Raw genomic sequence first — 14,478 nt, 5'->3', positions numbered from 1 at the left:
GGGCGAGCGGTCGCGAAGACCGGTCCCACTCCGTCACGGGTTAGACACGCGGTTTGAGATAGGATTGTGACGATTGCCCCTGAAACTGGCGGATCGCTTAAGGAAGCTGGTGAGCAAGGCGTAAAGCCGCCATCTCTCGGCGACACTTCATGGAATGGTGAATCCCAGCTTCGTGTCAAGTTGGTCCTGTAAGCCCCCCTCACCCCGTTCTCCAGGGCTTCATGTTCCATAATATATCTTATGCGAATGGCAGATACGGGTTCTGAAAGGGCCTGATTCGCCATCTGGGTTCGCCGTACCGTACGGTACCGACCGGCGGCTCGCTCCGAATCTCCCTAGGATGCCCGCACCGTGTCCGGCGCCCTGCCCTCGCCGGTCGTGAACAGGCCGTAGCGCAGGGCCAGGGTCGGCAGGATCAGGAGGTTCAGGACCGTCGAGGTCACGAGGCCGCCGAGGATGACGATGGCCATCGGCCCCTCGATCTCGCGGCCGGGCTCGCCGGCTCCCAGCGCCAGAGGCAACAGGCCGAGGCCGGTGACGAGGGAGGTCATCAGGATCGGCACCAGACGGTCGGCGGCCCCCTCCACCGCCGTGTCGCGGTCCCACGCCCGGCCGTCGATGGCGACGAGATGCTCGTAATGCGAGATCATCATGATGGTGTTGCGCAGCGAGATGCCGAACAGCGTCACGAAGCCGACGATGGAGCCGAGCGACAGCACGGCCCCGGTGGCGAAGACCGCCAGTACCCCGCCGACGAAGGCGAAGGGCAGGTTGACCAGGACCAGCATGAGGTTGCGCGCACTGCCCGTGACCATGGCCAGCAGCAGCACGATGCCGAGGCCCGCGAGCCCGGAGAACAGCAGCAGGTCGCGCTTGGCCCGCGCCTGGGCCTCCGCCGAGCCTGAGAAACTCACATAGACGCCGCTCGGCAGGGCCACTTCCTTGGCGATCTTGCGCCGCGCCGCCTCGACGAAGGAGGCGACGTCGCGCCCCGTGACGTTGGCGGTGATGGCCTGGACGCGCTGGGCGCCCTGATGCTGGACCTGGTAGCGCCCCGAGGTCTCGTAGATGTCCGCCACCTGGGCGAGGCGGATGAAGCGGCCGTTCGAGGAGCGCAAGGGGAGGTCGCCCAAAGCGGTGAGACGTCCCCTCGCCCCGGAATCGAGGATGACGAGGACGTTGAAGACCGCGTTGCCCTCATAGGTCTGGCCGACCACGTCGCCCTGATAGGCGGTGCGCACCACCTCCATCACCTCGACGGCCGAGAGCCCCCAATGGCGCAGGTCGTTGGGCCGGAGCCCCACATTGATCTGCGGCAGCCCCGCCGGGGAGGCCTGCTGGATGTCGGTGGCGCCGCGCACCTCGGCGAGTTCGCGGGCGATGTCGCGGGCGGCGGCCTCGATCCGGGCGAGGTCGTTGCCGAAGACGTTGATGACGACCGGCGCGGTGTAGCCTGAAACCGTCTCCTCGATGCGCTCGGTGAGGAAGGTCTTGAGCGAGAAGGCGGCGCCGGGAAACCCCGCCATCAGGGTGCGGATATCGGCCTCGGCCCTGCCCTGCCCCGCGCCGTCGAGCCCCGGTTCGAGGTCGATATGGATCTCGCTGTAATGGGTGCCGGCGGTGTCCTGCCCCGCCTCGGCGCGGCCGATCTGAGAAGCCACGGCGCGGATGCCGGGGATCTTCCGTAGTTCGGTGGTGATGCGGCCGCCGAGGCGCATGGATTCCCCGAGCGACGTGCCGGGCGCCGCTGCCATGTGCAGGATCAGGTGACCCTCCTTCAGGTCGGGCAGGAAGGTGCTGCCGAAGAACGGCGTCGCGGCGGCGCCCGCCAGGGTCACGAGGATGCCGAAGGCGATGACGATGCGCGGTGCGCGGTTGATCCCCTGGAGGAGGCGGGTGTAGCCGCCGCGCGACCAGCGCATCACCGGCGGGTCGCGCATGTCCGTCTCGCGCCGCCCGGTGAGGAGCATCATCGACAGGGCGGGGGTGACGGTGAGCGCCACGGCGAGCGAAGCCACCACCGCGAGGATGTAGGCGAGGGCGAGGGGGGCGAACAGCTTGCCGGCGATGCCGGACAGGACCAGCACCGGCAGGAACACCAGCAGCACCGCGAAGGTGGCGTAGGCGACCGCGGTGCGGACTTCCAGGATGGCGTCGATGACCACCCTCCCCTCCGGGACGGGCGAAGCGAGGCGCCGGTTCTCGCGCAGGCGTCGCACCACGTTCTCGACGCCGATCACCGCGTCGTCCACCACCTCGCCGATGGCGATGGCGAGGCCGCCCAGCGTCATGGTGTTGAGGCTCTCGCCCATGGCCTGGAGCGCCACCACGGCGGCGATGAGCGAGAGCGGGATCGCCACCGACGAGATCACGCAGGTGCGCCAATCGTACAGGAAGGCGAACAGCACGACGACGACGAGAATGCCGCCGAGCCCGAGCGCCTGGAGCACGTTGGCATTGGCGATGGTGATGAAGTTCGCCGGCCGGAACAGATCCGGCCGCAAAGCCACGCCTTCCCGGTCGAGGGCCGGGCGCAGGTCTTCGAGGGCGGCCTCCACCCGGGCGGTGACCTCGCGGGTATTGGCGCCGTATTGCGCACCGACCATGAGGAGCACGCCGCGCTTGCCGTCCACCAGGGCGGCGCTGATCGGCGGCTCGCCGGCGGCGACCACGGTGGCGACGTCGCCGAGGGTCACGCTGGCGCCGCCCTCGTTGATGAGGACCGTGCGGGCCAGTTCCTCCGGGGTGAGCGACTGCCCCTCGGTCTGGAGGGTGACGCGCTGGTTGATCGTGTCGACGAAGCCCGCCCCGCGCACGCCGGTGGCCTTGCGGGCGGCGGCGAGCACGTCGTTCATGCCGATATTGTAGCGGATGAGATCCGCCGGCCGGATCTGGACCTGGAGCGAGCGCACGGCGCCGCCATAGACCGAGACCTGACTGACGCCCGGGACGGCCAGAAGCCGGAGGCGCACGGTCCAGTCGGCGATGGTGCGCAGGTCGAGGTCGGAGCGTCGCTCCGAGGTCAGGCCGACGAGGAGCACGGTGCTGGTGGCCGAGGTGAGAGCGGTCATCGCCGGAGGCAGCACGCCCTGCGGCAGACGGCCGGCGAGCGCCGTCAGCCGTTCGGTGACGAGCTGGCGGACGCGATAGACGTCGCTGCCGGTGCCGAAGGTGACGGTGATGACCGACAGGCCCTGGATCGAGCTCGACCGCAGGGATTCGATCCCCGGCAAGCCGTTCACCGCCACCTCGATCGGTTGGGTGACCAGCACCTCCACCTGTTCGGGATTGAGGCCGGGCGCCTCGGTCTGGACGACCACGGAGGGCGGGGCGAATTCCGGGAACACGTCGTATTTCGCGTCCCCCAGCACGTAGATGCCGTAGCCGGCGAGCGCGAGGCTGAGCGCCAGGACGATGCCGCGAAAGCGCACCGCGAAGGCGACGAGAGCCGCCTGGGGGCCGCTCGGGGAAGCGTTCGGAACGTCGCTCACGTCAATCGTCGTCCACGCCGCCGGAGACGGAGAGCAGGCTCTTCATCTCCTCGGACAAGAGCGCCTGCGCGCCCGTCAGCACGATCTCGGTCTCACCGGGCAGGTCCTCCACCACATAGGCATCGGCCGACATGGGCGGGTCGGCCTTGAGGGCGTGGCGGGCGAAGGCGTCGGGCGCCACCGCGCGGTAGATCCAGGTTCCGCCCTGCCAATGCACCACCGCATCCTCGGGCACGCTGATGCCGGTGACGCTCCGGTCGGAGGCGAGGAAGGCGAGCATGCTCATGCCGGGCAGGAAGCCGCTATCGCCCGGCACGGTGTAGAAGTAGCTGAGGCCCTGGATGCGCTGGTCGGTGCGGGTGGCCGGCGAGACGTAGCGCAGCGCGATCCGCGCGCTCTGCGGCGGCACCTCGGCGAAGGCGGCGGCGGGTTGGCCCTTGATGATCTCGCCCGGCGGCAGGGTCACCTGGACCAGGAAGTCGACGCGCTCGATCAGCCGGGTGATGGCCGGCGAGCGCTCGACGATGGCCCGTCCGATCACCGGCCCCCATTCCTGCTGCGCCGTGGCGGTGAGGGTGCGGACCTGCGATTCCGCCGCCGCCAGAGCGGCCTGATCGGTCTGGAACGTGCCCTCGGTGGTCTCGACCTGGACTGTCGTGGCGTAGGGGCCGAGATTCTTGGCGCGCTGGAAGGCGTTGCGCGAGACCTCGACCCGGGCCTGGGCGGTCTGGAGCTGCGCCCTGGCGCTGGCGTAGGAATTGGTCAGGTCGGTGACCCTGGCGACGTCGAGGACGCTGCCATAGGCCTGGAGTTCCTCACGGTGCGGCGCGTAAGGGCGGACCTGCGTTGCGATGCCGAGGCGTTCCCGCTCCTCCGGCTTGAGCCGGACCACGGTGCGCCCGTCCTCGATGGCGGTGCGCTGGGCCGGAAGATGGCGCGGGGCAGGGGGACCGGGGGCGACCCGCTCCCGCAGTTCGGCGATGAGGGCCGTGCCGGCTTCGCTCACCGCGAAGGCGGCGATTCCCGCGAAGAGGAGACCACGCACCCACGACACCAGAACCGCCCTCCCCGGCCTCGCGATCGATACGCCGCGTTGTCCCTCGTGAACGGATACAGCGTCGCCCCGCAACCCGATACGGGCGATGCCGGATTTTCCCGTCCTGCCTCACCTCCTGCCTCGCACCGTTGCGCCGGCCTGCGCGCGGTTTCGCGATTCCCGCGGCCGTGAGATGGTGGAGGCGGCCGGAGAGCGTCGTGACCCACATCATCCCGCTGCCCTACAGGCCGCCCTACGACTGGCCCGCGATCCTGGCCTATTTCGGCGGCCGGGCCATTCCGGGTGTCGAGGTGGTGACGTCGGACGCCTATGCCCGGACCGTCTTCATCGGCGGGCTCCCCGGCACGATCTCCGTCATGCAGGGCGGGGACGATGCCCTCGTCGCGACGGTGGATCATCCCGATCCGGCGATTCTGCCGGACGTTCTGGCACGGCTGAGGCCGATGTTCGATCTCGATGCCGACCCGGCCGTCATCGCGGCCGCGCTCTCACGCCACCCCGACCTCGCACCCCTCGTGGCCGAACGGCCGGGCCTGCGGGTTCCGGGCGCCTGGGACGGGTTCGAGATCGCGGTACGCGCCATTCTCGGACAGCAGGTCTCGGTGAATGCGGCGACCCGGCTCGCCGGCCGACTGGTTGCCGCCTTCGGTGAAGCGATGGCGCCGGAATACGCCGGAACGGGGCTGACCCACCTGTTCCCGACGCCGGATCGCCTGCTCGATGCAGACGTGGCCGCGACCCTCGGCATGCCGGGGGCACGCGGCAGAGCGATCAGCGCCCTTGCGGCGGAGGCCCATGCAAATCCCGCTCTGTTCGCACGGGGACGCGGGCTCGATCCGGCGGTGGCCGCCCTGAGGGCGTTGAGCGGAATCGGCGAGTGGACGGCGCAGTACATCGCCCTCAGGGCGTTGCGCGAACCGGATGCGCTGCCGGCGAGCGACCTCGCCCTGCTCCGGTCCCTCGATACCGGGGCGGGGCGTCCGACACCGGCGCAATTGCTTGTCCGCGCCGAAGCCTGGCGGCCCTGGCGGGCCTACGCCGCAGTGCATCTCTGGACGAGCGACGCCGCGCGGATCGCCGCCGCCCTGCCTGTCCCCAAACCCGCCGCCAAGCGCCGCCCTCCCCGGCTCGTCTCCGGGCAGGATCCGTAATGTCAGCCCTGCTTCCGGCGGCCTTGCTCAGCCCATCATGGGCGGGACAGAAGGGGATGGCGGTACCGCCAGCGAAGAAACATCTCCGAGCAAAGCCCCCGAAGGGATCATGACCTCTCCGTCCGCCTCCCCCGGCCCGGCCGTCGAGACCCTTGGCGCCGGGGCCGCCTACCCGCTCCTCCTGTTCACGACCCTGCTGTGGGGCGGCAACGTGGTCGCGGGCAAATGGGCCGTCGGGGAAGTCTCGCCTCAGGTGCTCACCTGCCTGCGCTGGGCCTTCGCCTGCCTCGCGCTGGCCTGGCCGGCCTGGCGCGGGATCGTGGCCGAGCGCCACCTGATCGCACGTCACTGGCGCTACGTCCTCCTGATGGGGGCCTGCGGCTACACCGCCTATGCGAGCCTGTTCTACGCCGCCGGCATCTACACCACCGGCGTCAACGTCGCCCTGTTCCAGGGAGCGATCCCGGTCCTCGTCATCCTGCTGAACTACGTCGTGCACCGCGTCGCCGTCACCGGGGCGCAGCTCCTCGGCGTCGTCATCACCCTCGGCGGCGCGGGCGTCGCGGCGACCCACGGCGACTGGCACATCCTGTCGACGCTTTCCTTCAACATCGGCGACATGCTGATGCTCGGCGCCTGCGTGCTCTATGCCGGCTACACCGTCGCCCTCGCCGACCGGCCCAAGATGTCCGGCCTGACCTTCTTCTCGGCGATGGCGCTGGCGGCCCTCGTGACCTCCCTGCCCGCCCTCGTCCTCGAACAGGCTGCCGGAACCCTGATCTGGCCGACACCGAAGGGGTGGGCCATCGTCGCTTTCGTGGCCCTCGGCCCGTCCCTGATCGCCCAGCTCTCGTTCATGCGGGGCGTCGAATTGATCGGCCCGAACCGCGCGGGGGTGTTCGTGAACCTCGTGCCGATCTTCGGCTCGGGCCTCGCCATCCTCGTCGTCGGCGAAGCGTTCCAATGGTACCAGGCCGCGGCCTTGACCCTCGTGCTCGGCGGCATCGTCATCGCCGAGCGCTTCGGCCGCCGCGAACGCCCGGGCGGCGGGTGAGGCGAGACGTCCGGTTCAGCCGGCGGCCGCGCGCTCGAGGGCGGCGATGTCGAGCTTGACCATGTGCTGCATGGCGGAGAAGGCGCGGCTCGCCACGGCCGGATCGGGGTCGGCCAGCAGCCGAGGGAGGATCGTGGGTACGATCTGCCAGGGCACTCCCCACTTGTCCCTGAGCCAGCCGCATATGATCTCGGCCCCGCCATCCGCGATGAGCGCCGCCCATAACCGGTCGACCTCGTCCTGGTCGGCGCAGGCCACCGAGATCGAAGCGGCGGTGCCGTAATCGGCCGTGGCGCCTCCGTTCAGGGCCTGAAAGCTCTGTCCGCCAAGGGTGAAGGCCACCAGCAGCGCATCACCCGCCTCCCCGCCCGGCCAGGGTCCAGGCGAGCGCTGGACATGGTCGATCCGCGAATCGGGGACGAGGGAGACGTAGAGGCCGACCGCCGCCTCGATATCCCTCCCGAACCACAGGCAGGTGCTGACCTTGGGCATCGTCGACTCCTCTCGCGAGGTTGAGCTCGCGCGAGACTATCGAATGTCCGGCCTCGAGCCCATCAGATGATGAGCCCCCGCCGCAGGGCGATGGCGACGGCCTGGGTGCGGTTAGCGGTGCCGAGCTTGGCGCGGGCGGAGCGCAGGTGGAAATCGACGCCATGGGCGGAGATCCCCATGACCTCGCCGATCTCCCAATCGGTCTTGCCTTCAGCCGCCCATTGCAGGGCCTCGCGCTCGCGCGGGGCGAGGCGCGCGGAGGCCGCCGAGCTCTGCCCGTGCAGCAGCAGCAGGTGGCCGAACGCGTAGGTGGCGATCAGTTGGAGCATGCCGCGATCCGCCGGATCGATGGCGAGGCGCTCGCCCGAGACGCTGAACCCGGCGGTCTCGCCGTCGAGGGTCATCAGCGGGATCGTCAGGCCGTCGCGCAGATGGAAATCCGCAGCCTCGTCCATCACCCTGCGCGCCAGGGGATCGTCGGCATGCTCATCGGTGGCGTCGCTCCAGGCGAAAGGCGCGGTCGAGTAGCCGAGGCGCTGCACCGTGGGGTCGTGGAAGGCATAGCCGCGCGTCAGGTAGCGCCGGCCCCATTCCATCGGGAAGGTGTTGAGCAGGACGTGGCTGCGCTGCTGGCGGACGGACGTGCCCCGTACCGGCACCGTGGCCGCCATGATATGAGCGACGCCGAGATCCGCCAGTTCCGCCGCCAGAACCCGGGCGACGTCCTCGCCGCTCGCCGTCCGGTCGAGGGAACGGAGGAAGCCGAGGGTCTGATCGAGGGATTTGCGCGTCACCCGCGTTCTCGCCGGAGAATCCGACCACCATTCATGGTCGAGAAACATGTGGGCAACAGAACTCTAGATTGTCAACGACTCCGCTCGGTCGGAACCGGCCTTACGCGGGCAAGTCATGGGACGGTGTTATCCGAACAGGTCGACCGTCCTGAAACCGTTCGCTTCCAGTCGTTCGGCCAGGACACGGCGGTGGCATCGCTCCGGGTCGCGCTCGAAGCAGAGGAGGCAGGTCGGCGCCCGCGAGGCGACCTCGCACAGAGCGGCGAGGGCGAGCCCGCCATCGGCGGTGTCGAGCACCTCTTCGCAGTAGATCCGGCGCATCAGCGCGGCATCATGGGCCCTCGCAGCCTCTCTCCCGGCCTTCGGCGTGCCGAGTTCCCGCGCATGCGCATAGGTGAGGCCCGCCTCTTCCAGGCTCGTCTTCAGCGCGTTCTTCGAGAAGCCCCGCTTGCGCGAATTGGCCACCGCGCGAACGTCGGCCAGCGTCGCGACGCCGGCATCCTTCAAAGTCGCCACGAAACGCTCGGAATCCAGCCCTTCGTAACCGATGGTGAACAAAACCTTGCCCAGACTCCCCTCCCCTCGAAATGCCTGATCGGCTCGGGACTTAGCATCCGCGACCGGCCTGCGGCGAAAGCGCCTGAATCCACCCTATGTGGTTCGCCCGCAACGAGTTCCGGAATTCCGCCGCATTGCCGTCAAAGCTCTGTTAACCGCACGGGGCCATCCCTTACCCATGAGTGTAGCGCGTGAGAACGGTGGACCGGGCATCAATGTCGCTTGAGAACGGGATCGCCCCGACAGACTTGGCCGTGATGCCACGCAACGCCGCGATGCGCTGGGCCAAACGCTCGCTGACCGCCGCCCTGCTCGCGACGCTCGCGGCCTGCGCCGGCAACCAGAGCGATTTCTATCCCACAAAGGGTGACGTGAAGCCCCATCCGGGGGTCGCCCGTGCCAAGCAGCACCCGATCCAGGGTATCGACATCTCGAAATGGCAGGGGCCGATCGACTGGGCCTCGGTGCGCGGAGCCGGCACGCAGTTCGCCTTCATCAAGGCGACGGAGGGCGGCGACCACGTGGACGAACGCTTCCGCGCCAATTGGGAGGGAGCCGCCAAGGCCGGCGTGCCGCGCGGAGCCTACCATTTCGTGTTCTGGTGCCGCTCGGCCCAGGATCAGGTGGAGTGGTTCAAGAAGAACGTCCCCAACGATCCCACCGCCCTGCCCCCCGTCCTCGACGTGGAATGGAACGGCCATTCGCAGCTCTGCCCGAAGAAGCTGCCGAAGGCCCAGGCGCTGGCGATGATGCGCTACATGCTCGACGAGATGGAGCGCTACACCGGCAAGCGGCCGATCATCTATACCGACATCACCTTCCATAAGGACGTGCTCGAGGACGAGTTGCTCGACTATCCGCACTGGGTCCGCTCCACGGCGGCCGAGCCCGAGCAGCGCTTCGCCAAGCGGAAATGGATGCTGTGGCAGTTCACCTCCACCGGCCGGGTTCCCGGCGTGCGCGGTGACGTGGACCGGAACGCTTTCTACGGCACCACCGCGGAATGGGCCTCGTTCCTGGCTACGGATTGCGATCCGCGCGAACACAACCGACTTTCCGGGCAGGGTCTCTGCAACGGGAAGTAGGCGAAGAACCGGGAAGTCGGGGGACGTGCCACGGAGCGTCGCCTAGGGAGCGGCGCTCATCACGCTGGTGAGGACGGTGCCGTAATGGCAGGCCGTGGCGGCGAGGACGAAGGCGTGCCAGATAGCGTTCTGGAACGGCAGGCTGCGCCAGACGTGGAAGATGACCCCGGCCGAGTAGAGTACGCCGCCGATCGCCAGAAGCCAGAGCGCCTCGGGGTTCAGTGCGCCGATCACCGATTCGTAGGTGGCGACGCCGCTCCATCCGAGGAGCAGGTAGAGGCCGATGGCGGCCCGGTCGAAACGACCGGGCATGAGAAGCTTCAGGGCGATGCCGATTCCCGCCAGGACCCAGATGAAGGCGAGCAGCATCCAGGCCGTCGATCCGCGCCCGACCAGGGCGACGAGAGGCGTGTAGGTGCCCGCGATCATCAGGTAGATGAGGGCGTGGTCGGCTCGGCGCAGGATCCACTTGCGGCGTCCTACGGGCCACATGTTGTAGGTGGCCGACACACCGAGCATCGACACCAGGGCGGCGGCATAGACCGCGACGGCCGCCCTCTCGGTCCAATCCAGCGGAGCCATCGCCGCCAGGATGACGATGGCGATCGAGCCCGCCACACCGAACGCGATGCCGGCGATATGCACGGCGGCATCTGCCATCAGCTCCCGGCGGGTGTAGTTCCAGGTCAGTCCGATGGGTCTACCGTCCTCAGCCAGGAACATCGCTGACTCCGAACTTTCCTAACCTAAGCTTAAGCGCCGAAGGGCCGGACTCGTTCCCTGTTCGAACTGCGTAGGCGGCGAGCATCGTGAACCGCCGCCTACTTGATTCCTGCATATTTTCCCAGTGGGAGGATTCCTAGAAGGAGAAGGTCGTGAAGCGGCTCGCGAGGACGACGGCCCAGGCCGCTCCGAGAAGTCCCGTGAGGCCGACGACGACCTTCCGGGTCCGCGCGTGGCGCGTCCCCTCCACGTCGGCACCTTCGCGTACCGTCTGGTCGCGCTCAACGAGTACCTGCTCTTCCGACACGAGGCGTTGGTCGTGCATGCTGGACGGCCTTTCGGTTGTGGCGTGACGCTGCCGGGCCCCGCTCTCACGGCGCCATCGACACATCGGCTAACGGCACAACCCCAAGCTTAGTTTCGCTGCAACGCAACAAAAAATGGCCGAGGGGGACGCTCGCCGATGGTGGCCGGCAGGGTGCAAGCATCCGGCCAATCCGCCTCTTCTTATCCTGCATCGCGGTGAAACGGTCTGTGCGATGCAGCAGCCTCCGCTCTGTAAACGTCCGGAAACAGGGTCGGGTCAGGTCCCCATCGTTCGCGGGTGAGAGGCCGGCGCGCCGAGCCGTCCGGCCTCCGCTACGACGCGTTCCGCGAGGGCCTAAGCGCCTCGGCCCGTCATGCCCTCGAAGCCGAAGGCGGTGGTCGCGCCGGCGGGAGATGCCAGGGTGCGCCGGGTTGCGCCGCGGCTCAGCCGTGCATGCACCGTCGCCATCATCAGGACCGCCATGGCGAAGACCTGATGGGCGAGGCCCGCCCAGAGCGGCACCGCCAGCAGGAGAGTGACGATGCCCAGTCCCGCCTGTGCCGCAGTCAAGCCCGCGATGCCGATGGCGCGGCGGGCCGTGCCACTCCCGGGAAGCCGCCTGCTTGCATCGACGGCATGGAACAGCGCTGCCGCCAGAAGGAGATAGGCCATCAGGCGGTGGTTGAACTGAACCAGGGTGACGTTGTCGACGAAGTTCTCGATCCACGGGCTGACGGCGAACAGTTCGGAGGCATTCGGCACCAGAACGCCGTCCATGTCGGGCCAGGTATTGTGCACGAGCCCGGCCTTCGACCCGGCGACGAGACCGCCGAGGCCGATCTGGACCAGGACGAGGACCGGCAGCAGGGCCGCAATGATCCTCAGGCGACCCGGTGCCGGCTCCGACGGGCCGGACCGCAACCCGGCCGCCAGCCAGACGAGGCCGGCCAGGATCAGGCTCGCGGTGGTCAGGTGCAGGGCGAGCTTCAGGGGCGCCACCGCCGTCATCCCCGGCTGGAGACCGGAGGCGACCATGATCCAGCCGATGGCGCCCTGAAGACCGCCGAGGGCGCCAAGGGCGAGGAGCCCGTATCCGAGGCGCCGGTCGACGAGGCCGCGCCACCAGAACACCAGGAGGGGGAGGAAGAAGGCGAGCCCGAGGATGCGCCCGAGCAGGCGGTGGCCCCATTCCCAGGCATAGATGACCTTGAAGTCCGACAACCCCATGCCCTGGTTGAGGATACGGTATTGCGGCGTGTCCTTGTACTTGTCGAACTCGGCCGCCCAGGCCTGTTCGGAGACCGGGGGGACCACGCCCGTCACCGGCCGCCATTCGGTGATCGACAAGCCCGATCCGGTCAGGCGGGTGGCGCCGCCGACGGCGACCATGGCCACGACGAGGATCGCCAGGGTGTAGAGCCAGACGCGGACCGGGTTCGTGGAACGGACCGGTGCGGTCGAGGTGGTTTCGCGTGTAGGCATCGCGGTAGGGGCTCGCGTGGTGTCGGGATCGGCGCGGGTGTCCCGTGCCTGCGCCCCTGCGTTACGCATGCGCGGCCACGGGGGCAACGGCGCCGAGGGCCGCAGAGGGCTTGGGCCGCAGAGGGCTTGGATGCGGCGCGAGCGGCAATTGCCTTGCCGGGGCGGTCGGCCTAACCCCGGCGGACCGATTGCACGACAGTCGATGGACGTCACCGCCGGACTTCCCTGCCGGGGAGAAGGCCCATGCCAGGAGAGCGCCCATGCGCCGCCGCACCCGCACGCTGCTCGGCACGATCGGCATGCTCACCTTCGTGGCGCTCTATGCGCCCCTCGCCATGGCGCTGGCCGACAGCCGCATCTCGCAAACGCCTCCGGCCGTGCAGGCCATCCTCTACGCCTTCCTCGGCATCGCCTGGATCTTCCCCCTGATGCCGCTGATCCGCTGGATGGAGCGAAAGGATGTCGATGGCGGGCGCTGAACCCTAAGCAGGTTTAGCAAAAGTGGTCACCGGTTTTGCGTCCTGAAACATGTGACACTTCAATGACTTAAGCGAGTCGAAGCGTTGGCTTGCCAACGCGAGCCCGCTGAGGATTTCCCCCGACGCCGGGATTTCGCCGCACTCGGCAGCCACAGGCTTGGGCAAGCTTCGACGTTTCGTCAGATCCAGGCCAAGATCCTCCGCCCCATGAACCGATTCCTCGCGTCTTTCCTGCTCGTAGGCTTCGGCTGCGCCGCTCTTCCGGCTCTCGGCACGCCAGCCTCGGCACAGAATGCGCCCCGCTCGATGGCGGAATGCGAGCGCCTCAAGAACGATCTCGCCTACAATCAGTGCCTCGCGATGTTCGGGCCGGCCGCCAAGAATGTCGGCGGCGGGGGCGGGGGCAGCGACGGTGGATCGGCCTCCTCGTCCGTCGCGACGGCGCTCGCCGCCGTCCCGCCGGTCAGCACCGAATCGCTCCCCATGGCCGACGAGCCGGCGCAGGAGACCCGCAAGGGCCAGCGCGGCAGGCGCGGACGCTACACCCGCCAGGGCCGCCAGAGCGCCAGCTTCACCGTCGGGGGAAGCGAGAGCCGCTCGTCCTATCGCCGCCGCCGGCGGCATTGACCGGCACCGCGCGGGATCGACCCGACCGGGCTCAGTCGATCGGTCTTACTCGACATTGAGCCGCCGCCCGCGATTCCAGGCGAGGAACGGGACACCCGACAGCAGCGCGGAGAGCGCCGCCCTCGACTGATGCAACCCGTTCACCGAAACCCTCGGCAGGGCGTGGAGATGGTCGGCATGGCCGGGGAAGAGATGGCCGGGGCGGGTCGTCACGGCCGTGTCGAAACCGGTCTCGCGGGCGATTGCGAATTCCCGCATCCCGGCCGAGGTCGGATCCCCCACCGGATAGGACAGGTGCCTGACCGGCCGGCCGATCTCCCGCTCGATCCGTGCCCTGCCCTCCCCGATCTCCCGACGTACCCGTGCCTCGCCGTGCTTCGCCAGCATCGGATGGGTGATGGTATGGGCCCCGATGGTCAGAAGTGGATCGGATGCGAGGCCGCGCAGCTCCTCCCAGGACAGGCAGAGCTCCTCCGCCATACGCCCGACCCCGATGCCGGCCTCGTCGCAGAGAACGGCGATGGTGGCGAGCAGGCGCTCCTCCGATCCTGCGCGCAGGCGGCGGTAGAGCGCGGCGAAGGCCGACGTCTTCTCCTCCGCCGTGGCGGCGGGCAGATCGAGGGCCGGCGCCTCGTCGGCAGGAACCCGCACCCGGTCGAGGCGGCCGATCGCCCGTTCGAGTTCGATCCACCACAGGCGCCCCCTCCCCTCGGCGAAGTCACTCGTGACGAAGAGCGTCCAGGGAACGCGATGCCGTCTCAGGAGGGGAACGGCGTACCGGGCGTTGTCGCGATAGCCGTCGTCGAAGGTCAGGACGACGAAGGGCCTGTCCCCGGCGGGCCGGACGAGCCTCTCGGCCACGGAATCGAGGCCGATCACGTCGAACCCCCGCGAGACCAGCGTGCCCAGCACCGCGTCGAGGAAATCCGGCGTGATCGAGAGCAGGCCGTTGGGGGCGTAAGCCCCCTTGGGGGCCGGATCGACATGATGGAAGGTGAGGATCAGACCGCGCCCTTGCGCGACGCGCTTCAGCCAACGGTCGGCCCCGGAAGCCACGATGGCGCGAAACCCCGCATCGAACAGGCGGTGACGAAACTCGGCCGAGGGCATGGACGTCACCGGAGCGGAGGCGTGGCGGGGATGACTTTTCGATCCTGAACCCGCAAGGTTTCGTTACC

14 protein-coding genes are annotated in these 14,478 nt (G+C 68.8%); 5 read left to right on the top strand and 9 right to left on the bottom strand.

The features are described 5' to 3' along the window. Positions 1-335 precede the first annotated feature (335 nt). A complete protein-coding gene (locus ACYQML_RS18270; RefSeq protein WP_311275177.1) occupies positions 336-3,491 on the bottom strand; it encodes an efflux RND transporter permease subunit in 3,156 nt (1,051 codons plus the stop codon). Position 3,492: 1 nt separating this feature from the next. After that, positions 3,493-4,536: an efflux RND transporter periplasmic adaptor subunit gene (locus tag ACYQML_RS18265; RefSeq protein ID WP_461233604.1), complete on the bottom strand. Its 1,044-nt coding sequence runs from the start codon at positions 4,534-4,536 to the stop codon at positions 3,493-3,495. A gap of 209 nt (positions 4,537-4,745) precedes the next feature. Between ACYQML_RS18265 and ACYQML_RS18260 the strand changes: the two genes are divergently transcribed. Then, entirely contained in the window at positions 4,746-5,699 is a 954-nt protein-coding gene (locus tag ACYQML_RS18260; protein WP_461233603.1) for a DNA-3-methyladenine glycosylase family protein, read from the top strand. A gap of 109 nt (positions 5,700-5,808) precedes the next feature. Further along, complete coding sequence (locus ACYQML_RS18255) at positions 5,809-6,753, top strand: DMT family transporter (protein WP_461233602.1); 945 nt, start codon at positions 5,809-5,811, stop codon at positions 6,751-6,753. Between the two features lie 15 nt (positions 6,754-6,768). Here ACYQML_RS18255 and ACYQML_RS18250 read toward each other — a convergent pair whose 3' ends face one another. The 3 genes from ACYQML_RS18250 to ACYQML_RS18240 form a co-directional block, all read right to left on the bottom strand. Then, a complete protein-coding gene (locus ACYQML_RS18250) occupies positions 6,769-7,245 on the bottom strand; it encodes a VOC family protein (RefSeq protein ID WP_461233601.1) in 477 nt (158 codons plus the stop codon). A gap of 62 nt (positions 7,246-7,307) precedes the next feature. Continuing rightward, positions 7,308-8,039, bottom strand: a complete 732-nt coding sequence (locus tag ACYQML_RS18245) for an autoinducer binding domain-containing protein (protein ID WP_461233600.1) — start codon at positions 8,037-8,039, stop codon at positions 7,308-7,310. 126 nt (positions 8,040-8,165) lie between these two features. Further along, positions 8,166-8,609, bottom strand: a complete 444-nt coding sequence (locus tag ACYQML_RS18240; RefSeq protein ID WP_419952605.1) for a DUF488 domain-containing protein — start codon at positions 8,607-8,609, stop codon at positions 8,166-8,168. A 245-nt stretch (positions 8,610-8,854) separates the two neighbouring features. Here ACYQML_RS18240 and ACYQML_RS18235 point away from each other — a divergent pair, with 245 nt between their 5' ends. Beyond that, a complete protein-coding gene (locus ACYQML_RS18235) occupies positions 8,855-9,682 on the top strand; it encodes a glycoside hydrolase family 25 protein (protein WP_405030603.1) in 828 nt (275 codons plus the stop codon). Positions 9,683-9,724: 42 nt separating this feature from the next. Here ACYQML_RS18235 and trhA read toward each other — a convergent pair whose 3' ends face one another. The 3 genes from trhA to ACYQML_RS18220 all read right to left on the bottom strand — a co-directional run bounded on the left by trhA (position 9,725) and on the right by ACYQML_RS18220 (position 12,194). Further along, positions 9,725-10,405: a PAQR family membrane homeostasis protein TrhA gene (trhA, locus tag ACYQML_RS18230; RefSeq protein ID WP_207413097.1), complete on the bottom strand. Its 681-nt coding sequence runs from the start codon at positions 10,403-10,405 to the stop codon at positions 9,725-9,727. Between the two features lie 136 nt (positions 10,406-10,541). Next, on the bottom strand, positions 10,542-10,730 hold the full coding sequence (locus tag ACYQML_RS18225; protein ID WP_056424310.1) for a hypothetical protein: 189 nt from the start codon (positions 10,728-10,730) through the stop codon (positions 10,542-10,544). 336 nt (positions 10,731-11,066) lie between these two features. Then, on the bottom strand, positions 11,067-12,194 hold the full coding sequence (locus ACYQML_RS18220) for a COX15/CtaA family protein (protein ID WP_056424313.1): 1,128 nt from the start codon (positions 12,192-12,194) through the stop codon (positions 11,067-11,069). 260 nt (positions 12,195-12,454) lie between these two features. Here ACYQML_RS18220 and ACYQML_RS18215 point away from each other — a divergent pair, with 260 nt between their 5' ends. Both ACYQML_RS18215 and ACYQML_RS18210 read left to right on the top strand, forming a co-directional pair. Then, complete coding sequence (locus ACYQML_RS18215; RefSeq protein ID WP_056424315.1) at positions 12,455-12,673, top strand: DUF2842 domain-containing protein; 219 nt, start codon at positions 12,455-12,457, stop codon at positions 12,671-12,673. A gap of 207 nt (positions 12,674-12,880) precedes the next feature. Then, positions 12,881-13,300, top strand: coding sequence for a hypothetical protein (locus tag ACYQML_RS18210; RefSeq protein WP_207413100.1), 420 nt, complete (start codon positions 12,881-12,883; stop codon positions 13,298-13,300). A 45-nt stretch (positions 13,301-13,345) separates the two neighbouring features. On the opposite strand, the gene ACYQML_RS18205 is transcribed toward ACYQML_RS18210, so the two are convergent. Further along, the gene (locus tag ACYQML_RS18205) at positions 13,346-14,410 is read right to left on the bottom strand and encodes a polysaccharide deacetylase family protein (protein ID WP_461233599.1); all 1,065 of its coding nucleotides are present in this window, start codon (positions 14,408-14,410) and stop codon (positions 13,346-13,348) included. Positions 14,411-14,478: the final 68 nt, after the last annotated feature.

The organism is Methylobacterium sp. CM6244 (genome assembly GCF_054817885.1).
The sequence above is the reverse complement of the archived record's forward strand: the minus strand, read 5'-3'. Positions and strand labels throughout refer to the sequence as shown.